Origin of the sequence: Variovorax sp. WS11, from assembly GCF_010499245.1 — a bacterium.
Lineage (GTDB): Bacteria > Pseudomonadota > Gammaproteobacteria > Burkholderiales > Burkholderiaceae_C > Variovorax.
This window is the reverse complement of the sequence record NZ_JAAGOW010000002.1, coordinates 40,525-60,129: the sequence shown is the minus strand read 5'-3', so window position 1 is coordinate 60,129 and position 19,605 is coordinate 40,525. Positions and strand designations below refer to the sequence as shown.

At 68.5% G+C, this 19,605-nt stretch carries 17 protein-coding genes; 10 read left to right on the top strand and 7 right to left on the bottom strand.

The window, feature by feature from the left end:
* The first annotated feature begins 50 nt into the window (after window positions 1-50).
* The gene (locus tag GXN78_RS20805; protein ID WP_106554193.1) at window positions 51-1,757 is read left to right on the top strand and encodes a bifunctional protein-serine/threonine kinase/phosphatase; all 1,707 of its coding nucleotides are present in this window, start codon (window positions 51-53) and stop codon (window positions 1,755-1,757) included.
* Window positions 1,758-1,789: 32 nt separating this feature from the next.
* Here the strand turns inward: GXN78_RS20805 and GXN78_RS20800 are convergent, their stop codons facing one another.
* Window positions 1,790-3,067 carry an MFS transporter gene (locus GXN78_RS20800; protein ID WP_106554194.1) on the bottom strand — a complete coding sequence of 426 codons (1,278 nt, stop codon included), beginning with the start codon at window positions 3,065-3,067 and terminating at the stop codon, window positions 1,790-1,792.
* 269 nt (window positions 3,068-3,336) lie between these two features.
* Between GXN78_RS20800 and GXN78_RS20795 the strand changes: the two genes are divergently transcribed.
* Window positions 3,337-4,614 (top strand): type IV pili methyl-accepting chemotaxis transducer N-terminal domain-containing protein, encoded by a 1,278-nt coding sequence (locus tag GXN78_RS20795; protein WP_106554195.1) that lies wholly within the window; start codon window positions 3,337-3,339, stop codon window positions 4,612-4,614.
* A 21-nt stretch (window positions 4,615-4,635) separates the two neighbouring features.
* On the opposite strand, the gene GXN78_RS20790 is transcribed toward GXN78_RS20795, so the two are convergent.
* The 4 genes from GXN78_RS20790 to GXN78_RS20775 form a co-directional block, all read right to left on the bottom strand.
* Window positions 4,636-5,442 carry an ABC transporter ATP-binding protein gene (locus tag GXN78_RS20790; protein ID WP_106554196.1) on the bottom strand — a complete coding sequence of 269 codons (807 nt, stop codon included), beginning with the start codon at window positions 5,440-5,442 and terminating at the stop codon, window positions 4,636-4,638.
* Entirely contained in the window at window positions 5,439-6,368 is a 930-nt protein-coding gene (gene ntrB, locus GXN78_RS20785) for a nitrate ABC transporter permease (RefSeq protein ID WP_106554197.1), read from the bottom strand. Before ntrB ends, GXN78_RS20790 begins: the two co-directional genes overlap by 4 nt.
* 10 nt (window positions 6,369-6,378) lie before the next feature.
* Window positions 6,379-7,623, bottom strand: coding sequence for a CmpA/NrtA family ABC transporter substrate-binding protein (locus GXN78_RS20780; protein WP_106554198.1), 1,245 nt, complete (start codon window positions 7,621-7,623; stop codon window positions 6,379-6,381).
* 331 nt (window positions 7,624-7,954) lie between these two features.
* Window positions 7,955-9,244, bottom strand: a complete 1,290-nt coding sequence (locus GXN78_RS20775; RefSeq protein ID WP_106554199.1) for a nitrate regulatory protein — start codon at window positions 9,242-9,244, stop codon at window positions 7,955-7,957.
* Between the two features lie 99 nt (window positions 9,245-9,343).
* On the opposite strand from GXN78_RS20775, the gene tsaD reads away from it, so the two are divergent.
* The gene (tsaD, locus tag GXN78_RS20770; protein ID WP_106554200.1) at window positions 9,344-10,396 is read left to right on the top strand and encodes a tRNA (adenosine(37)-N6)-threonylcarbamoyltransferase complex transferase subunit TsaD; all 1,053 of its coding nucleotides are present in this window, start codon (window positions 9,344-9,346) and stop codon (window positions 10,394-10,396) included.
* Here the strand turns inward: tsaD and GXN78_RS20765 are convergent.
* Entirely contained in the window at window positions 10,341-11,087 is a 747-nt protein-coding gene (locus tag GXN78_RS20765; protein WP_106554201.1) for an alpha/beta hydrolase, read from the bottom strand. The two genes, tsaD and GXN78_RS20765, sit on opposite strands and share 56 nt — an antisense overlap.
* A gap of 215 nt (window positions 11,088-11,302) precedes the next feature.
* Entirely contained in the window at window positions 11,303-11,674 is a 372-nt protein-coding gene (locus GXN78_RS20760; protein WP_106554202.1) for an Hsp20/alpha crystallin family protein, read from the bottom strand.
* Window positions 11,675-11,793: 119 nt separating this feature from the next.
* On the opposite strand from GXN78_RS20760, the gene GXN78_RS20755 reads away from it, so the two are divergent.
* From GXN78_RS20755 to tpiA, 7 genes are all read left to right on the top strand, one after another.
* Entirely contained in the window at window positions 11,794-13,077 is a 1,284-nt protein-coding gene (locus GXN78_RS20755; RefSeq protein WP_106554203.1) for a branched-chain amino acid ABC transporter substrate-binding protein, read from the top strand.
* Between the two features lie 25 nt (window positions 13,078-13,102).
* Window positions 13,103-14,269: a pyridoxal phosphate-dependent aminotransferase gene (locus GXN78_RS20750; protein WP_106554204.1), complete on the top strand. Its 1,167-nt coding sequence runs from the start codon at window positions 13,103-13,105 to the stop codon at window positions 14,267-14,269.
* 88 nt (window positions 14,270-14,357) lie between these two features.
* On the top strand, window positions 14,358-14,849 hold the full coding sequence (gene soxR / locus GXN78_RS20745; protein WP_106554205.1) for a redox-sensitive transcriptional activator SoxR: 492 nt from the start codon (window positions 14,358-14,360) through the stop codon (window positions 14,847-14,849).
* Between the two features lie 90 nt (window positions 14,850-14,939).
* Entirely contained in the window at window positions 14,940-15,206 is a 267-nt protein-coding gene (rpsO, locus tag GXN78_RS20740) for a 30S ribosomal protein S15 (protein ID WP_007837783.1), read from the top strand.
* A 219-nt stretch (window positions 15,207-15,425) separates the two neighbouring features.
* Window positions 15,426-17,735 carry a polyribonucleotide nucleotidyltransferase gene (pnp, locus tag GXN78_RS20735; protein ID WP_106554206.1) on the top strand — a complete coding sequence of 770 codons (2,310 nt, stop codon included), beginning with the start codon at window positions 15,426-15,428 and terminating at the stop codon, window positions 17,733-17,735.
* Window positions 17,736-17,814: 79 nt separating this feature from the next.
* Entirely contained in the window at window positions 17,815-18,813 is a 999-nt protein-coding gene (locus GXN78_RS20730) for an NAD(P)H-quinone oxidoreductase (RefSeq protein WP_106554207.1), read from the top strand.
* Between the two features lie 14 nt (window positions 18,814-18,827).
* Window positions 18,828-19,580: a triose-phosphate isomerase gene (gene tpiA, locus GXN78_RS20725; RefSeq protein ID WP_106554208.1), complete on the top strand. Its 753-nt coding sequence runs from the start codon at window positions 18,828-18,830 to the stop codon at window positions 19,578-19,580.
* Window positions 19,581-19,605 lie beyond the last annotated feature (25 nt).

The window sequence follows — 19,605 nt, the reverse complement described above, 5'->3', positions numbered from 1 at the left end:
TGGACTCAAGCAAATTGGGTGGCCATGGCTTGCGTAGACAATCGCGCGCCATGAGCTTCGAGGTTGAAATCGGCTACAGCAGCCATCGCGGGCCGCGCCCGCAGAACGAGGACTTCGCCGGCGCGGTGCATGCGCCGCGCGGGGAGGAGTCGCGCGGCCTGATCGCGGCGATCGCCGACGGCGTCTCGTCCGGCGGCCACGGGCTGGAGGCGGCGCAGACCACCGTGATCGGCTTGCTGGGCGACTACTTCGCCACGCCCGACACCTGGGAGCCGACGGTGGCCATGGACCGGCTGATCGCCGCCCAGAACGCCTGGCTGGCCGACCACAACCGGCGCCGCCGCCACGACGGCGCCATGACCACGCTCACGGCGCTGGCCCTGCACGGCCAGAGCTACACGCTGGCCCACGTGGGCGACACGCGCGCCTGGCGCGTGCGCAAGGGCGAGGGCGCGGCCACGCCGCTGACCGTCGACCACGCGCTGGACCATCCGGACCTGCGCAGCCGCCTGACGCGCGCCGTGGGGCTGGACGACCATGTGCGCGTCGACTACCTGCAGGGCGAGCTGCGCGTAGGCGACTGCTTCGTGCTCAGCACCGACGGGGTGCATGGCGTGCTGAAGCCCGCGCGCGTGGCCGAGATCGCGCTGGCCACCAGCGCGCAGCAGGCCAGCGATGCCCTGGTCGACGCCGCGATCGCCGCGGGCACCCGCGACAACGCCACGGCCCTGGTCATCCGCGTGCTGGGCCTGGACGCGCGCCAGCTGCACGACGAGCTGGGCGATGCGCGGCGGCTGGCGCCGCCCGTCGCGCTGAAAGTGGGCGATGTGCTGGACGGCTACGCGATCACCGCGCTGGTCGCCGACACCGGCGTGCATCGCCTCTACCAGGCCCGCGATGCGCAGACCCGCGCGCTGGTGGCGATCAAGACCCTGCACCCCTCGCGCGCCAGCGACCCCGAAGAACGCGCCATGCTCGCCCACGAGGCCTGGCTGGGCTTGCGGGTGGGCGCCCGCGGCGAGCCTGGCTTCGTGCGCGTGCACGAGCGCGGCGACGACGCCAGCGCGCTCTACACCGTGTTCGACTGGCATGGCGGTCGCACCATCGAGCAGATGCTGCGCGCGGGCGCCCGCCCGAGCGTCGCGCAGGTGGTCGAGGCCGCGACGCAGATCTGCAAGGCGCTCGGCCGGCTGCACCGCCATGGCGTGGTGCACCGGGACATCAAGCCCGGCAACCTGCACCTGGGCGAGGACGGGCACTGGCGCATCCTCGACCTGGGCGTGGCGCTGTCCGGCCGCGAAGGCGCGGCACAGCGCGAGCTGCATGCGGGCACGCCCAGCTTCATGAACCCGGAACAATGGGAGGGCGCCTTGCCCGATGCCGGCAGCGACCTGTTCGCGCTGGGCGTGGTGCTGTACCAGTGGCTGTGCGGGCGCTTGCCCTACGGCGAGATCGAGCCCTACCAGGGCGCGCGCTACCGGCGCGATCCGGCCGCCCTGTCGCGCATCCGGCCCGACGTGCCGATGTGGCTCGACCACTTGGTGCGCAAGGCGGTGGCGCGCGATCAGCGGCAGCGCTTCGAGACCGCCGAGGAGATGCTGCTCGCGCTGGAGCGCGGCGCCGCCCGCCCGGTCGGCGCGCCGGCCGCCACGCCGCTCGCGCGGCGCGATCCGGCCTTGCTGTGGAAGCTCGGGCTGGCCGCGTCGCTGCTCTTCAACGCGCTGCTCGTCTACTGGCTTCTGTTCCTGCCGCGCTGAGCGCGAGAGGGGGAAGGGGCGGCGCATGGTCACTACCGTCCGGCGCTGCGGCGCATGGGGCGCACCGGTCGATCGGCCTCGTGGTTCGCGGCGTGCGGCGCAGTGCGCGCGCGGCCGCCTTTTTCTGCCCAGGTGCGGGTCCAGCGGATCTGCATGAACCGCATCACGCCCAGCATCACCAGGGCGAGCACCGCGAACAGCACGAAGCCCCAGGTGTAGCTGCCGAGGTACTGCTTCGACAGGCCCATCGCATTGGGCACCAGGCCGCCGCCCAGGGCGCCGATCTCGCCGATCATCGAGCCGGCTACCGCCGTGGTGGTGGGCCAGCGCAGCGGCACCAGCTGGAACAGTGCGCCGTTGCCCGCGCCCAGCGCAGCGAAGCAGACGATCAGCAGCAGCGTGGTCAGCGCCAGCGAGCTCGACGTGAAGCCGATGAGCGCCAGCGTGACGGCCGACACCACCAGCACCAGCGTCAGCGTGTTGACGCCGCCCCAGCGGTCGGAGATCCATCCGCCCATCACGCGCACCGCGGCGCCCATGAAGGCCGCCAGCATCGTCAGCTGCCCCGCTTGCACCTTGCTCACGCCGAACTGATCGTAGTAGTAGGAGGGCAGGAAGGTGATGAGGCCGATGAAGCCGCCGAAGGTGATGCCGTAGATCAGGCTGAAGGCCCAGCCGTCCTTCTCGAACAGGCAGGCCATGTGCTCGCGCAGGCTGGCGTGGCTGTCGACGTCCGGCGGCTCCTGCGCGAAGAGCGCCATCACCGCCATCGGGACCAGAATGGCTACCGCCGCCACGCCGTAGACGGCCTGCCAGCCGAGCCACTGCGCCAGCGGCGGTGCGACCAGCACCGACAGCGCCGTGCCCACGTTGCCCGCGCCCACCAGGCCCATCGCCAGGCCCTTGTTCTGCGGCGGGAAGGAGCCCGAGCCCAGCGACAGGGCCACGCCGAAGCTGGCGCCCGCGATGCCCAGCAGCACGCCCATCGCCAGCAGGTCGTTGAAGCTGTGCACCATGAAGAAGCCGAACAGCATCGCCACCGCGATCAGGCCCATTTCCACCAGCGTGGCGTTCTTGCGGCCGATGTACTGCGACAGGATGCCGAGCGGGAAGCGCATCAGCGCGCCCGCGATGATCGGGATCGACAACATCAGGCCCTTCTGCGCGGGGGTGAGCTGGAAGGTCTCGCTGATGAAAGGCGCCATCGCGCCGTTCAGCACCCAGATGCAGCACGAGAACATGAAGTAGAAAAATGCCGCGAAGAGGGTGGGTGCGTGCCCGGAGCGCAGGAAGGACTTGAAGCTGGACATGGCGTTGGCGGTGGCGATGGCTATGCGAAAAGCATCCGCGCAACCGTGGCGCGGCTGCGTGGATGGGCGATGAAAGGGGGGTGTCCCGCCGGGCTGCGGCGGGATGGACTGGCGGTGAGCGGCTCCCTGCCGGGATCCGGGTCGGCGCGCTGGCCGAGGACTTCACCAAAGCGGTGCTTCGTTACACCACGCCCTCTGACACGCAAGACGCGTGCCTGCCACCCACCCAGCGCTTCGCCTATGCTCCGAGCGCCTGAGGCCAACCTCCCATGAACCGACTCCTGCTCGTCCTGCCCGATCCCGTTGCCGATGCGCCGTCCAAAGCACTGCGCCAGATCCTGGCGGACGCGGATGCGGCGGCCATCGGATGGGCCACCTGCGACACGATGGTGCAGGAGGCTGCCTTGCTCGCGCCGCAGCAGGTGCTGGTTCACGAGCCGGCATCGATCCCCGGGCTGCAGGCCGCGCTGCAGGCCTGGGCCGGCGCGCCGCCGCTGCCGGTCGTCGTGGTCAGCGAGCCGCTGCCGCCGCAGGTGCATGAAGAACTCGTCGGGTTGGGCGTGCAGGCCTGGTCGTGCGCTGACACCCTGGATGCGTCGACCCTGCGCGCCGTGCTCGCGTGTGCGCAGGCGCGCTGGCAGCGCGAGGCGGCGCTGCGCGACACACTGGCGCGCTCGCTCGCACACCTCGACGAGCGCAAGTGGGTGGACCGCGCCAAGGGGCTTCTGATGACGGCGCGCGGCATCGGCGAGGACGCCGCCTTCGGGCTGCTGCGCGGCGCGGCGATGCATGCCAACCTGCGCGTCGGCGAGCTCTCGCGCTCGGTGGTCGAGGCCGCGCAGTGGGCCGAGGCCATCAACCGCGCCGGCCAGCTGCGCATGCTCTCGCAGCGGCTGGTGCGCCTGGCGGCGCAGGCGCTCGCGGGCGTGGATGCGCGCCGCAGCCGCACGCTGCGCACCGAGTCGGTCGAACGGGTCAAGGACAACCTCGCTCATCTCGCCGGCCTCCCGCTGGACGCGACCAGCATGCAGGCGTTGGGTGCGGTGCGCTCGGCGTGGGAGGCCCTGGACGCGGCACTGGCAGCGCGGCCCGGACCTGCGGCGCTGACCGACATCGATGCCAGTGCCGAGGCCTTGCTGAACGCTGCCGAGGCGCTCACGGACGTGCTGGAGTCCTCGGCCGGCCGGCGGGCGCTGCGCATCGTCAATCTCTGCGGCCGGCAGCGCATGCGGGCGCAGCGCCTGGCCAAGGACGCGCTGCTTGCCTCGATGCTGCCGGAGGGGGCGTGGAGCGCCCAGCTGGCATCGACGATGGACGCCTTCGAAGCCTCGCTGCTGGAGCTGGAACGCGCGCCGCTGAGCTCGCCCGAGATCCGCGCCGCGCTCAGCGGCGCGCGCGACGAGTGGCTGCGGCTGGTGCGCGGCGTGCGCCAGGCCGACCGGGCCGAGGGCCGCGCCGACCTGGTGCGCGCCACGGAGGTGCTCGCCGATACCTTCGACCGGCTCACCGCCTCGTACGAACACAGTCTGCAGGTCATCATGTCCTGAGCCGGTGTTCGGCGGTGCGGGTCAGGCCGCGGCCTTCTCCACGTGCGCTTGCCGCGTGTAGAGGAAGTCGATCACGGCCTTGCGGGCGTGGACGTAGACCGGGTCTTCCGCCAGCTCGACGCGGTTGCGCGGGCGCGGCAGGTCGACCGCCAGCACCTCGCCGATGGTGGCGGCCGGGCCGTTGGTGAGCATGACGATGCGGTCGGACAGCAGCACCGCCTCGTCGACGTCGTGCGTGACCATCACGACCGTGCTGTGCGTCTTCTGCACGATGGCCAGCAGCTCGTCCTGCAGCTTGGCGCGGGTGAGCGCGTCGAGGGCGCCGAAGGGCTCGTCCATCAGCAGCACCTTGGGTTCCATCGACAGGGCGCGGGCGATGCCCACGCGCTGCTTCATGCCGCCCGAGATCTCGCCGGGGCGCTTTTGCGCGGCAGGCGTGAGGCCGACCAGCGCCAGCGCCGCTTCGGTGCGCGCCTTGAGCTGCGCCCGGTTCTCGGTGGCCGCGAACACGCGCTCCACCGCGAGGTAGACGTTCTCGTAGCAGCTGAGCCAGGGCAGCAGGGAGTGGTTCTGGAACACCACGGCGCGCTCCGGGCCCGGGCCCTTGATTTCGCGGTTGGCGCAGAGCAGCGCACCTTGCGTGGGCGTGGCCAGCCCGGCGATCAGGTTCAGCAGCGTGGACTTGCCGCAGCCCGAGTGCCCGATCAGCGTGATGAACTCGCCCTTGGCGACGTGCAGGTCGATGTCGCGCAGCGCCAGGAAGCTGCCCTTGGGCGTCTTGAAGCGCTGCTCCACGCCCTCGATCTGGATGAACTTCGAATCGCTCATGCTTTCACCTCTTCGAACGTGAATGCCGTGGCGATCCGGATCAGGGCGAACTCGAGCACCAGCCCGACGATGCCGATCACGAAGATCGCGATGATGATGTTGGCGACGTTGAGGTTGTTCCATTCGTCCCAGACCCAGAAGCCGATGCCGACGCCGCCGGTCAGCATCTCGGCGGCGACGATCACCAGCCAGGCGGTGCCGACCGCCAGGCGCACGCCGGTGAGCATGTAGGGCAGCACGGCGGGGAACAGGATCTTGGTGAGGATCTTCCACTCGGAGAGATTGAGCACGCGCGCCACGTTCATGTAGTCGCTGGGCACGCGCTGCACGCCTACCGCGGTGTTGATGATCATGGGCCAGATCGAGCAGATGAAGATGGTCCAGATGGCGGCCGGGTTGGCGCCCTTGAAGACCAGCAGGCCGATCGGCAGCCAGGCCAGCGGCGAGACCGGACGCAGCAGGCTGATCAGCGGGTTGAACATGCGCGCGAGGAAGCTGAAGCGGCCGATCGCGAAGCCCGCCGGGATGCCGACCGCCGCCGCCAGCCCAAAGCCCAGCGCCACGCGCTGCAGCGAGGAGAGCACGTTCCAGCCCACGCCCTGGTCGTTGGGGCCCTTGCTGTAGAAAGGGTCGCTGAACACGGTCAGCGCCTGTTGCCAGACGGTGCCCGGCGACGGAAAGCCGTTGGTGCTTTTCAGCGCGACCAGTTCCCAGACCAGGACCAGGAGCCCGAAGCCCAGAATCGGCGGCAGCACGCGCAGCCAGATCCAGCTGAAGTCGCGCGGCGTGCGCGGGGTGCGCTCGGGCGCCTCCTGCACGGGCGCCACCGCGGCCAATGGCGCGGAGGCGATGCTCTTGGAGATCGCGGGGGCGGCGACATGCCCGGCGGCGGCTTCGAGCGGCGAGTGAAAGACGGCACTGACCATGGCTTGCTCCTCAGACGTGCAGCTTGAAGGAATCGGCGTACTGCTTCGGGTTCTTCCCGTCCCACACCGCGCCGTCGATCAGCTTGCTGGTGCGCATCGCGTCCTTGGGCACGGAGGTCTTGGTGGCCGCCGCGGCCTGCTTGTAGATGTCGATGCGGTTGATCTCGGTGGCGACCTTGAGGTAGTCGGGGTGCTCCTTCAGCAGGCCCCAGCGCTTGTGCTGCGTGAGGAACCACATGCCGTCGGACAGGTAGGGGAAGCTCACCGCGCCGTCGTTGTAGAACTTCATGTGGTTGGGGTCGTCCCAGTTCTTGCCGAGGCCGTTGGTGTAGCGGCCCAGGATGCGCTGGTTGATGGCGTCCACGCTGGTGTTGACGTAGCTCTTGTCGGCGATGGTCTCGGCCATCTTGTTCTTGTTCTGCAGGCCGGTGTCGATCCATTTGCCGGCCTCCAGGATCGCGGCCGTCACCGCACGTGCGGTGTTGGGGTACTTCTTGACGAAGTCAGAGGTGGTGCCCAGCACTTTCTCCGGATGGTCCTTCCAGATGTCCTGCGTGGTCACAGCGGTGATGCCGATGCCGTCCATGATGGCGCGCTGGCCCCAAGGCTCGCCGACGCAGTAGCCGTCCATGTTGCCCACACGCATGTTGGCCACCATCTGGGGCGGGGGCACCACGATGTTCTTCACGTCCTTGAAGGGGTCGATGCCCGCCGAGGCCAGCCAGTAGTAAAGCCACATGGCGTGGGTGCCGGTCGGGAAGGTCTGGGCGAAGGTGTATTCGCGCTTTTCGGTGGCAATCAGCTTGGCCAGCGAGGCGCCGTCGACCGCACCCTTGTCGGCCAGCTTCTTCGACAGCGTGATCGCCTGGCCGTTGTTGTTGAGGGTCATCAGCACGGCCATGTCCTTCTTGGGGCCGCTGATGCCGAGGTGCACGCCGTAGATCAGGCCGTAGAGCACATGGGCCATGTCGAGTTCGCCGTTGACCAGCTTGTCGCGCACGCCGGCCCAGCTGGCTTCCTTGCTGGGCACGATCTTCACGCCGTACTTCTTGTCGATGCCCAGCACCGAGGCCATTACCACGCTGGCGCAGTCGGTGAGCGGGATGAAACCGATCTTGACCTCCTCCTTCTCGGGCTTGTCGGAGCCTTGGGCCCAGACGGCAGCGCGCAGGGCGGGGTCGAGCCCGACGGCGCCAACGGCGGCAGCCTGCAGGATGCGGCGGCGGCTCAGTTTCGGTTTCAGCAGATCGTTCATGGGGCGCACTCCGAAGGTGAAAGACGAGAAGGCAAAAAACAAAAAGGCGTCCACACCACGCAGGAGCCGCTCGTGAACGAGCCCTTGCGGGATGGGGACGCCTTTGTCCGGTTGTGGTGGCCCGCACCCGCCGTTGGATGCCGCCTGCCTGAAGACCCTTGCGGGCCTATGCAAGCTCTTCAAAGCAAGGCGCGTGCCAGTGAGGTTGCGCCTCGGGTTGCTATCGAATCGGTAGCGCGAGAAGCTCAGCTGGAAAGGCGCGCGCGGTTGTCTCTTCCCGATCTCCGTTTGGCACCCTTGTTGTGCAGCGCACCAATTCAGACCGGGATGCTCAGCGCACGGGATCGCCAGGCAGGTACTCGGCCATCGAGAGCACCGATTCGGCCACCTCGACCAGCCGGCGGCCCTGGCTCATCGCGGTCCGGCGCAGCATCTTGTGGGCTTCCTCCTCGCTGAGCCGGCGGTGCGCCATCAAGAGGCCCTTGGCGCGCTCCACCAGCTTGCGCTCGTTGAGCGCGGCGCGCACGGTCTCGAGTTCGTCGCTCATGGCCTGCAGGCGGTGCGACTGTTCCTGCACCATCTCCAGCACCGAGCGTTCCAGCTGGCGTCCGATGGGCGCGGCCGCCGACAGGGCGCGCGGCGGGCTGCCCTCTGTGTCGGCCGGAGGCAGCTCATCGAAGAATGCGGCAACTGCCTCGCCGGGCTCGACCGCCAGCTCGGCGAGCAGCGCTTCATGGGCGTGCAGCTCCGCCCGGGCGCGCGCCGTCTTCTGTTCGCAGAGCAGGCGCAGGTCGGCGGCCAGGCGCTCCTCGATGGCCTGCATCGCATCGATGCGGCGGCTGCAGCAGTCGAACCAGACCTGGCTTAGCTCGGCGTCCAGGCTCACGCCCGTCGGCGCCGCGCAGGCGATGCGCCGCAGGCGTTCCTGCTCGGCCAGCTGCGGGGCGGATTGGCTGGTGCGCCAGAGCTCCCCCAGCGCCGGGCCCGAGAAATCGGCGAAGACCTGGAAGCAGCGCTCCTGCGACTCGATCAGGTGCAACCATTGCTGCTGGCGCGCGCCGTCGTTGCGGCCGGAGGCGAAGGCCGCGGCGCCGCAGGCGCGTTCCTGGCCCGCGAATTCCTTGCCCTGCATGAAATTGAACATGGCCACCAGGAGGCGCGAGATCTCCGGGTCGGTAGCACCGTCCGCGGCCTCGAACACCACGGCCAGCAGGCCGGCGACCAACTTGACGAAGGCGGCCGTGGCGTCGGCGGCCGACAGCTCCATTGCGCCGATGCGGCGGCGCAGCTCGGGCAGCGCATCCAGGCCGGGCAGGACCCAGGCGATGCGGCTGAAGAGGCGCGCGCCGTTGCCGATGCGCACCGCCTCGGTGTCGAGCCGGTCGAAGGTGTTGCGCACGGCTTCTTCCGCACGCAGGCAGACAGCCATCTGCGCTTCACGCTGCGCCACGAAGCGCCGCCCGCCCGAGGCCAGCAGCACGTTCGAGAGGCCACGCTCGCGCTGCAGCGCATGGACCAGGCGGCCGATGGTGCCGACGAGCGCGCTGGTGCGCGCGAGCTGATCGAGTTCGTCGATCTCGCAACGCAGCGCGGCGATCAGAAAACTCAGTCCGGACTTCATCGTGGTGTGGGGCGGGGCGGGGCGGCGGGCCGGTGGCCCATCCTAAGGACATGCAGCAACAATCGTGCCCCGGCAGATCCGGGCCCCTACACTCGTCGCATGTTTGTATTGGGAATCGAATCGTCCTGCGACGAGACCGGCGTGGCCTTGGTCGAGTCGGGCGCCAGCGGCCTGCCGCGCCTGGCGGCCCATGCGCTGCACAGCCAGATCGCGATGCACCAGGCCTACGGCGGCGTGGTGCCGGAGCTGGCGAGCCGCGACCACATCCGGCGCGTGCTGCCGCTGGCCCAGCAGGTACTTTCGGAGGCCGGCCACGGGCTGGCCGATATCGACGTCGTCGCCTACACGCGCGGGCCAGGGCTGGCCGGTGCGCTGCTGGTGGGCGCGGGCGTGGCCTGCGCCCTGGGGGCTGCCCTGGGCAAGCCGGTGTTGGGCGTGCATCACCTCGAGGGCCATCTGCTGTCGCCCTTCCTCAGCGCCGATCCACCGGAATTTCCCTTCGTGGCGCTGCTCGTGTCCGGCGGCCACACGCAGCTGATGCGGGTGGATGGGGTAGGGCGCTACGAGTTGCTGGGCGAGACCATCGACGACGCGGCCGGCGAAGCCTTCGACAAGAGCGCCAAGCTGATGGGCCTGCCCTATCCCGGCGGCCCGTGGCTCGCGAAGCTGGCGGAGCAGGGCGATGCCGGGGCCTTCAAGCTCCCGAGGCCGCTGCTGCACAGCGGCGACCTCGACTTCTCCTTTGCGGGGCTCAAGACGGCGGTGCTGACCCAGGCCCGCAAGCTCGGCGATGAGCTGGAGTCGCGCAAGGCCGACCTCGCGGCCTCGACCCAGGCCGCGATCGTCGACGTGCTGCTGAAGAAATCGATGGCGGCCCTCGCACAGAGCGGCCTGAAGCGCCTGGTGGTCGCCGGCGGCGTGGGCGCCAATCGCGAGCTGCGTCAGCAACTGGATGCGGCCTGCGCCAAGCGCGGGGTGCGGGTGCACTACCCCGAACTGCACCTGTGTACCGACAACGGCGCGATGATCGCAATGGCCGCCGCGATGCGGCTGCAGTCCGGCCTGCAGGCCGCGACGGATCGCTACGCCTTCGACGTCAAGCCGCGATGGCCACTGGCGTCGCTGGGTGCGCCGGAGCCGCAGTTCGGGTAGGCACGCTCCTGCGGGCGCTGCGCGCGGGCAGCGGCAGCACGTCGAGCATCTTGCGCCAGAGCTGCGACCACTGCGGCCAGTCGTGGCCGCCTTCGGTGGTGAAGACGCGGCCGGCCGGCAGCGCCTCGGCCAGCAGGCGGTGGTTGGACGCGAAGCGGTCGGCCAGCCCGAAGCCCAGGTACAGCGGCGGCAGTTCCGTGGCCGGCTTGGCGGCGGCGTACTGCTGCAGCCAAGGCCAGAGCTTGCGATCGACCTCCTGGTCCGGCGGCGGGCCTTCAGGCGCCTTCCAGGCGCGCAGGCCGCCGGCCTTGTGGATCTCGGCGCCGAGCGGGCGGCGTCCCAGATAGGGCGCCAGCGCCACGATGCCGTCGACGGCGCCGGGCTTGGCCAGTTCGTGAATCAGGGCGCCGAAGCCGCCGATCGAGATGCCGATCAGCCACAGCGACTTGTAGCCCAGGGCGCGCTGCGGCTGGAGGATGTCGTGGTGCAGCCGCTCGATGAAGGTCTGGTCGTAGTAGTAGGAGACGTCGGCATCGACCAGCAGGGCGTCGGCCGCCAGGTCACGCTCCCGGACTGCGCTGATGAAACCTTCGCGTTCGAACTCTTCAGGCTTCAGGAAGGCGCCCGGCAGGAAGACGAGCAGGGTGTCCGAGCGAGATTCGTTACTGGCAGGTTTCAGGTGCGTTTTCATGGTTGCTTCATCAAGCGCGTGTGACCTTTTGCTGCGTGCGCAGCTCGAGCGGTCCAATCGCTCAAAACGAGGAAGAAAGCATCGAAAAAACGCCACAAATGTGACGTTCTTTGAACACATTTTGTGTTCAGAAATGAAAAAGGCCGGCAACAAAAAGTTACCGGCCCGTTCAGCTTCTTGCGCCTTCAGTGTTTCTGAAACACGTTTGTGTCCGATCAGTTGATCGTGAGCTGGGACACATTGCTGACTGGAACCAGCTTGCCGAGCTTCAGGGTCAGGACGCCGTTCTCGAGCTTGGCTTCGCTGGCCGCGACGTCGATGTCCTGCGGCAGCTCGTAGGCCGCCTTGAACTTGCGCTTGGCGTCGGCCTTGCTCTCGATGCGCACGACGGCACCTTCGATGCCGATCGTCAGCTCTTCACGCGCGAAGCCGGGGACGTCGAGGGTGACGGTCCAGCTCTTCTCGTCTTGTTCGACGTTGACCGAGCGGCGCGTTGCGGAGAACGCGTCGTTGACGAAGCGCTCGAAGCTGCGGTCGTAGGCGCGCGGGGCGAAGCGGGTGGCGCGGAGGGCGGGTTCGAAAAACATGGTGAGGTACTCCTGAATGAACACAATGGGGACAAGAAAGGTGTGTCCCTTACACTGCGCGGCCTTTCAACAGAGTGCCGCTTGCCGTCTCATCTAGGCGCGGCGGGAGGCGTTTCAAGATGCGTTCTTCCAGGTTTATTTGCCGCCGCAGGGCCTTGAAATTCGCGGCCGCGACGCTATGCGCGGCCACGGTGCCTGCGGTGCAAGCGCAGTCCGCGAGTCCGATCCGGCTGGCGCTGGTCGAGAGCATGAGCGGGCCCTTCGCCAACACCGGCGAAGCGGTGTTCCGCAACCTGCTGTGGGCGGTGGAGCGCGTGAACGCGCGCGGCGGCGTCAAGCTGCCCGGCGGTGCGCGCTTTCTGCAGCTGGACCGCTACGACAGCAAGGGCCAGAACGAGGAAGCCCTGTCGGCGCTGCGCGCGGCGATCGACGACGGCGCGCGCATCGTGCTCCAGGGCAACTCCTCGGCCACGGCCGCGGCGCTGGTGGACGCCGTCGAGAAGAACAACGAGCGCGATGCCTCCCGGCGCGTGCTCTTCCTCAACTACTCGGCGGTGGACCCGGTGCTCACCAACGAGCGCTGCAGCTTCTGGCACTTCCGCTTCGATGCCCATGCCGACATGCGCGTCACCGCGCTCATGGACGTGATGAAGAACGACGCTGCGCTCAAGCGCGCCTATCTCATCGGCCAGGACTACAGCTTCGGCCAGTCTGTGCTGCGCGAGTCGAAGCGCCAGCTCGCGGCGCTGCGGCCCGATGTGCAGATCGTCGGCGAGGAGCTGCATCCCATGGGCCGCGTGAAGGACTTCGCTCCCTACGCGAGTAAAATCCTTGCGAGCGGGGCGCAGGCCGTGGTCACGGGCAACTGGGGTAACGACCTGACGCTCCTGGTGAAAGCGGCGCGCGAGGCGGGCTTCAACGGCAGCTTCTACACCTTCTATGGCAATGCGCTCGGCGCGCCGGCGGCCATCGGCGACGCCGGCATCGGACGCGTCGTCGCGGTGGCCGACTGGCTGCCCAATGTGCAGACGCGCGAGTCCGAGGGCTTCTACCGCGCCTTCCGCGAGCGCTTCCCCAAGCCGGCCGACGACTATGTGCACATGCGGATGCAGCTCCTGGTCGAGGCGTTGGCGCAGGCCCTCGAGCGTGCCGGCAGCACCGACACCGTGGCCGTCGCCCGTGCGCTCGAGAAGGCCGAGGTCAGCCTGGCTGGGCAGAGCGGCCGCATGCGTGCTGCCGATCACCAGTTCCAGCAGTCCCTGGTGGTAGGCGTGATGGACCGGCAGGGCAGTCCCGGCGTCAAGTTCGATGTCGAAGGATCCGGCTACGGTTTCCGCGTGGTGCGCACCATCCCTGCCGAGCGCGCCGAGATGCCCACCAGCTGCAAGATGCAGCGCCCCTGAATCGTAAAAAAGGAAACAGCCCAAGATGCGCGAAGCCATCCACAACCTCGAAGCCTCCAAGATCCGCGAGGTCGCCAATGCCGGCATGGGCCGTGCCGACGTGCTGGCCTTCTGGTTCGGCGAAGGCGACGAGGTGACGCCGGAGCCGATCCGCCAGGCTGCCATCGCGTCGCTGCAGCAAGGTGAAACCTTCTATGCCCACAACCTCGGGCTGCCGGAACTGCGCGAGGCCGTCGCGCGCTACATGAGCGGGCTGCACCCCGCCATCGACGCTGCGCGCATCGCCATCACCTCGGGCGGCGTGAGCGCCCTGATGCTGGCGGTGCAGGCGCTGGTCGACGCCGGCGACGAAGTGGTGGCGGTCACGCCGGTGTGGCCCAACCTGACGGCGCAGCCCGCGATCCTGGGAGCGCGCGTGCGCAGCGTGGCGCTGGTGCCGCGTGCAGGGCAGTGGACGCTGAACCTGGACACGTTGCGCGCGGCGGTGACGCCGGCGACGAAGCTGCTGGTTCTCAATGCGCCCAACAACCCGACCGGCTGGACGCTGACGCGCGCCGAGCAGCAGGCGATCCTCGACCATTGCAGGGGCACGGGCACCTGGATTCTCGCCGACGAGGTGTACGAGCGGCTTTACTTTGAGCCGACATCCAACGGATGCGCGCCGAGCTTCCTCGACGTGGCGGCGCCGGACGACCGGCTGGTCGTGGTCCACAGCTTCTCCAAGAGCTTCCTCATGACCGGCTGGCGCCTGGGCTGGCTGGTGCTGCCGCCTGCACTGGTGGAAGGCATGGGCAAGCTGATCGAGTTCAACACCTCCTGCACCAGCGTGTTCACCCAGCGCGCGGGCATCGCGGCGCTGGCGCACAGCGCCGAGATCACGCCGCGCGTGGTCGCCCACCTGAAGACGTGCCGCGACACCCTGGTGCCCCTGCTGGCCGAGCTTCCCGGCGTGCAGGTCGCGCCGGCGCGCGGCGGCATGTATGCCTTCTTCCGCCTCGAGGGGTTCGACGACTCGCTGGCGCTGGCCAAGCGCCTGGTGGCCGAGGCCGGGCTCGGCTTGGCGCCCGGCAACGCCTTCGCCCCGCAAGCGCAGGGCTGGCTGCGCTGGTGCTTCGCGTCCAGGGACCCGCAGCGGCTGGTGCAGGGCGTGGGGCGGCTGAGGAGATGGTTGGCGGCGCAAGCCGGGGCCTGAGCAGCTTTGTGCAGGCTCGGCCAGGGGCTTTGCGTGCAGCCCTAGAATCTCAACATTAGTTGAGGTCGCAGCCCCTGGGGATCCGAAGATGCAGGAAAAGCACATGCTGGCCGGCGAGCTCGGCGTCGGCGAGCTGTCCGCCCGCAGCGGCGTGGCGGTCTCCGCCATCCATTTCTACGAGCGCGAGGGCCTTATCCGCAGCCGGCGCACGCCCGGCAACCAGCGCCGCTATGGGCGCGACGCGCTGCGGCGCATCGCCGTCATCCGGGTCGCGCAGCGGGTGGGCATTCCGCTCGCCGATATCGGCGCGGCGCTGGCCCGGCTGCCCGAAGGCCGGACGCCGACGCGGGACGATTGGGCTAGGCTGTCCAAATCCTGGCGCGAGGAACTCGACGGCCGGATTCGCCAGCTCGAGATGCTGCGCGATTCGCTCTCCGATTGCATCGGCTGCGGCTGCCTGTCGATCGACCGCTGCCGCCTGCGCAATCCCGCGGATCAGCTCGGCTCGCTGGGCCCGGGGGCGCACCGGCTGGCCGCCGCAGGCAAGCCGCCCCGGCCCGAGCGGGGTGCCGATGTATAATCCCAAGGCTTTGCATGCCGCAAGGCGCACGGCGGGCGCAGTTCCAGTGCTCGCCGCAAGTCAAACATCCCGGAACAGGAAACTCATCACATGATCGCAGCCTCCATCAAGGCCGAAGTTGTCAAGGACAACGCCCGCGCCGCCAACGATACCGGCAGCCCCGAAGTGCAAGTCGCACTGCTGACCGCCCGCATCAACGAACTCACCCCGCACTTCAAGACGCACGCCAAGGACCACCACGGTCGCCGCGGCCTGCTGCGCATGGTGAGCCGCCGCCGCAAGCTGCTCGACTATCTGAAGTCCAAGGACGCCGACCGTTACACCGCGCTGATCGCCAAGCTGGGTCTGCGCAAGTAAGCTGATTCGCATGAAGGAACGCCTGGGTTAGTCCGCTAGCTCAGGCGTTTTTTACTTCGCGAATCGAACCAGGAGTGCCGTACAGAGCGAAGCTGTGTCATTCCAATGGAGTTCTCCCTGAGCTTCCCTGGAATGGCATCGTGTTCTGAAAAGCGCTCCATCCCCGCGGAACCTGCGACCGCCGCAGGCCGATCCGCCCACAAGAAACAGGAGCTAGACATGAGCCTCTTCAACAAAGTCACCAAGACCTTCCAGTGGGGCGACAAGACCGTCGTCATGGAAACCGGCGAAATCGCCCGCCAGGCCAGCGGCGCCGTCGTGGTCGACATCGACGGTACCGTCGTGCTGGCCACCGTGGTTGCCTCCAAGTCCGCCAAGCCGGGCCAGGACTTCTTTCCGCTGACCGTCGACTACATCGAGAAGACCTACGCGGCCGGCAAGATCCCCGGCAGCTTCTTCAAGCGCGAAGCCAAGCCCAGCGAGCTCGAGACCCTGACCTCGCGCCTGATCGACCGCCCGATCCGCCCGCTGTTCCCCGAGGGCTTCCTGAACGAGGTGCACGTGGTGATCCATACGCTCTCGCTCAACCCCGAGGTCGATGCCGACATCGCCGCCATGATCGGCGTGAGCGCCGCGCTGTCGATTTCCGGCATTCCCTTCAACGGCCCGATTGGCGCCGCGCGCGTGGGCTATGTCAACGGCCAGTACGTGCTGAATCCGGGCCAGACCGCGCGCAAGGAGTCGCAGATGGACTTGGTCGTGGCCGGCACCGAAGCGGCCGTGCTGATGGTCGAATCCGAAGCGCAGCAACTGAGCGAGGAAATCATGCTCGGCGGCGTGGTGTTCGGCCACGAGCAGGCCGGCATCGCGATCAGCGCGATCCACGAACTCGTGCGTGAAGCCGGCAAGCCCGTCTGGGACTGGCAGCCGCCGGCCGAGGACGAAGCCTTCGTCGCCAAGGTCACCGGCCTGGCCGAGGAAAAGCTGCGCGCCGCCTACCAGATCCGCAGCAAGCAGGCCCGCACGCAGGCCCTGCGCGAATCCAACGCGAGCGTGATGGAGTCGCTCAAGGAAAGCGGCGAGGCTTTCGACGCGGGCAAGGTCAGCGACCTGCTGTTCGCCATCGAGTCGAAGATCGTGCGCAGCCAGATCCTGTCGGGCGAGCCGCGCATCGACGGTCGCGACACCCGCACCGTGCGCCCCATCGAGATCCGCAACGGCGTGCTGCCCCGCACCCACGGTTCGGCCCTGTTCACGCGCGGCGAGACGCAGGCGCTGGTGGTGACCACGCTGGGTACCGAGCGCGACGCGCAGCGCATCGACGCGCTGGCCGGCGAGTACGAAGACCGCTTCCTGTTCCATTACAACATGCCTCCCTTCGCGACCGGCGAAGTGGGCCGCATGGGCTCTACCAAGCGTCGTGAAGTCGGCCACGGCCGGCTCGCCAAGCGCGCTCTCGTCGCTTGCTTGCCGACCAAGGAAGAGTTCCCCTACACCATCCGCGTGGTGTCGGAAATCACCGAGTCGAACGGCTCCTCGTCGATGGCCTCGGTCTGCGGCGGCTGCCTCTCGATGATGGACGCCGGCGTGCCGATGAAGGCGCACGTGGCCGGCATCGCCATGGGCCTGATCAAGGAAGACAACCGCTTCGCCGTGCTGACCGACATCCTCGGCGACGAGGATCACCTGGGCGACATGGACTTCAAGGTGGCCGGCACGACCAACGGAATCACCGCGCTGCAGATGGACATCAAGATCCAGGGCATCACCAAGGAAATCATGCAGGTCGCCCTGGCTCAGGCCAAGGAAGCGCGCATGCACATCCTTGGCAAGATGCAGGAAGCGATGGGCGAGGCCAAGGCCGAGGTGTCCAGCTTCGCGCCGCGCCTGTTCACGATGAAGATCAACCCCGAGAAGATCCGCGACGTGATCGGCAAGGGCGGCTCGGTGATCCGCGCGCTGACCGAGGAGACCGGCACCCAGATCAACATCGACGAGGACGGCACCATCACCATCGCCTCGACCGATCCGGCCAGAGCCGAGGAGGCCAAGAAGCGCATCGAGCAGATCACGGCGGAAGTCGAGATCGGCAAGACCTACGAAGGCCCGGTCACCAAGATCCTGGACTTCGGCGCGCTGATCAACCTGCTGCCCGGCAAGGATGGCCTGCTGCACATCAGCCAGATCGCGCACGAGCGCGTCGAGAAGGTGACCGACTACCTGAGCGAAGGCCAGATCGTGAAGGTCAAGGTGCTCGAGACCGACGACAAGGGCCGTGTCAAGCTGTCCATGAAGGCGCTGACCGAGCGTCCGGCCGGCATGGAGTACAGCGAGCGTCCGCCGCGCGAGGAGCGTGGCGAGCGCCGTGACCGTGGCGACCGCGGTGACCGCGGTGACCGCGGCGACCGGCCGCCCCGTGGCGAGCGCGCACCCCGTGCCGAGAGCGGCGAGCCGGCAGGCGAGCAGGCCGTGGCGGTCGAGCAGGACTCGCGTCCGCAAGAGCCCAACGGCGGCGACCGCCAGGCTTGAGAGGCGAGGGCGGTGACGCCCTTGCCGTCGTTCAACCCTGCGCCCGCCCGCGAGGGCGGGTGTTTCAGCCGAGAAAAGCATGAAAGCCATTGAAATCACTTCCTTCGGCGCACCCGAGGTGCTGCGCGAGGCTGAGCGGCCGGCGCCGGTGGCCGGTGCGGGCGAAGTGTTGATCCGCGTGGCCGCTAGCGGCGTGAACCGCCCCGACGTGCTGCAGCGCACCGGCAACTATCCGGTACCGCCGGGCGCCTCGGACCTGCCAGGCCTCGAGGTCGCCGGCGAGATCGTCTCGGGCGATGCCGCGGCCATGAAGGAGGCCGGCTTCGCGGTCGGTGATCGCGTCTGCGCGTTGATCGCCGGTGGCGGCTACGCCCAGCTCTGCACAGCGCCGGTGGCCCAGTGCCTGCCGGTGCCCAAGGGCTGGAGCGATGCCGAGGCGGCGTCGCTGCCCGAGACCTTCTTCACCGTGTGGAGCAACGTGTTCGACCGCGGCCGTCTGCAGAAGGGCGAGACCCTGCTGATCCAGGGCGGCACGAGTGGCATCGGCGTGACTGCGATCCAGCTCGGCAAGGCCTTCGGGGCCACCGTGATCGCGACCGCGGGCAGCGACGAAAAGTGCGAAGCCTGCAGAAAGCTCGGCGCCGACCATGCGATCAACTACAAGACAGCCGATTTCGCCGAGGAGGCCAAGCGCCTGACCGGCGGCAAGGGAGTCGACGTCATCCTCGACATGGTGGCAGGCGCCTATGCGCCGCGCGAGGTCGAATGCTTGGCCGAGGATGGCCGGCTCGTGATCATCGCGGTGCAGGGCGGCACCAAGAGCGAATTCAACGCGGGCCTGGTGCTGCGTCGGCGGCTGACGATCACCGGCTCGACGCTGCGGCCGCGGCCGGTCGCCTTCAAGGGCGCGATCGCCAAGTCCCTGCGCGAGAAGGTGTGGCCGCTGCTGGAGAGCGGCGCCGTCAAGCCCGTGATCCACAGCGTGTTCGCGGCCGGCGGCGAGCCCAGCGGCGCCGCCCAGGCGCACGCGCTGATGGAAACGAACCAGCACATCGGCAAGATCGTGCTGACCTGGTGAACGACGGAAAAGACATGACGACGAAGAAGAAACTCATCGCCGGCAACTGGAAGATGAATGGCAGCCTGGCTGCCAACGAGACGCTGGTGAAGGCGCTGCTGCAGGGTGTGGGCGTGCCGGCCTGCGAGGTCGCGGTGTGCGTGCCGGCGCCGTACCTGGCGCAGCTGCAATCGCTGGTGGCCGGATCGCCCATCGCGCTGGGTGCGCAGGACCTGTCGGCCCAGCCGCAGGGCGCGTTCACCGGCGAGCAGTCGGCAGCGATGCTGAAGGACTTCGGCGTGCGCTATGCGATCGTGGGCCATTCGGAGCGCCGCCAGTACCACGGCGAGAGCGACGAGCTCGTGGCGGCCAAGACCGCCGCCGCGCTTGCCAACGGCATCATGCCGATCGTGTGTGTCGGCGAGATACTGGCCGAACGCGAAGCGGGACACACCGAGGAAGTGGTCAAGCGCCAACTGGCGGCCGTGATCCATGTCAACGGCCATTGCATCAGCGAGATCGTGGTCGCCTACGAGCCCGTCTGGGCCATCGGCACCGGCAAGACCGCGACGCCCGAGCAGGCGCAGTCGGTGCACGCGCTGCTGCGCGCGCAGCTGCACCATGCCGCGAACGAACACGCGGCCGGTATCCGCATCCTCTACGGCGGCAGCATGAACGCGGCCAACGCGGCCGAGCTGCTGGCCCAGCCCGACATCGACGGCGGCCTGATCGGCGGCGCCTCTCTCAAGGCCCCCGACTTTCTGCAGATCATTGCTGCGGCACGCTGAATACAGCGCTGCCGCGAAAACGAAC

Coding starts and splice junctions, on each gene's coding strand:
- GXN78_RS20805 (WP_106554193.1), top strand. CDS start 51: ATGAGCTTCGAGGTTGAAATCGGCTACAGCAGCCATCGCGGGCCGCGC.
- GXN78_RS20800 (WP_106554194.1), bottom strand. CDS start 3,067: ATGTCCAGCTTCAAGTCCTTCCTGCGCTCCGGGCACGCACCCACCCTC.
- GXN78_RS20795 (WP_106554195.1), top strand. CDS start 3,337: ATGAACCGACTCCTGCTCGTCCTGCCCGATCCCGTTGCCGATGCGCCG.
- GXN78_RS20790 (WP_106554196.1), bottom strand. CDS start 5,442: ATGAGCGATTCGAAGTTCATCCAGATCGAGGGCGTGGAGCAGCGCTTC.
- ntrB (WP_106554197.1), bottom strand. CDS start 6,368: ATGGTCAGTGCCGTCTTTCACTCGCCGCTCGAAGCCGCCGCCGGGCAT.
- GXN78_RS20780 (WP_106554198.1), bottom strand. CDS start 7,623: ATGAACGATCTGCTGAAACCGAAACTGAGCCGCCGCCGCATCCTGCAG.
- GXN78_RS20775 (WP_106554199.1), bottom strand. CDS start 9,244: ATGAAGTCCGGACTGAGTTTTCTGATCGCCGCGCTGCGTTGCGAGATC.
- tsaD (WP_106554200.1), top strand. CDS start 9,344: ATGTTTGTATTGGGAATCGAATCGTCCTGCGACGAGACCGGCGTGGCC.
- GXN78_RS20765 (WP_106554201.1), bottom strand. CDS start 11,087: ATGAAAACGCACCTGAAACCTGCCAGTAACGAATCTCGCTCGGACACC.
- GXN78_RS20760 (WP_106554202.1), bottom strand. CDS start 11,674: ATGTTTTTCGAACCCGCCCTCCGCGCCACCCGCTTCGCCCCGCGCGCC.
- GXN78_RS20755 (WP_106554203.1), top strand. CDS start 11,794: ATGCGTTCTTCCAGGTTTATTTGCCGCCGCAGGGCCTTGAAATTCGCG.
- GXN78_RS20750 (WP_106554204.1), top strand. CDS start 13,103: ATGCGCGAAGCCATCCACAACCTCGAAGCCTCCAAGATCCGCGAGGTC.
- soxR (WP_106554205.1), top strand. CDS start 14,358: ATGCAGGAAAAGCACATGCTGGCCGGCGAGCTCGGCGTCGGCGAGCTG.
- rpsO (WP_007837783.1), top strand. CDS start 14,940: ATGATCGCAGCCTCCATCAAGGCCGAAGTTGTCAAGGACAACGCCCGC.
- pnp (WP_106554206.1), top strand. CDS start 15,426: ATGAGCCTCTTCAACAAAGTCACCAAGACCTTCCAGTGGGGCGACAAG.
- GXN78_RS20730 (WP_106554207.1), top strand. CDS start 17,815: ATGAAAGCCATTGAAATCACTTCCTTCGGCGCACCCGAGGTGCTGCGC.
- tpiA (WP_106554208.1), top strand. CDS start 18,828: ATGACGACGAAGAAGAAACTCATCGCCGGCAACTGGAAGATGAATGGC.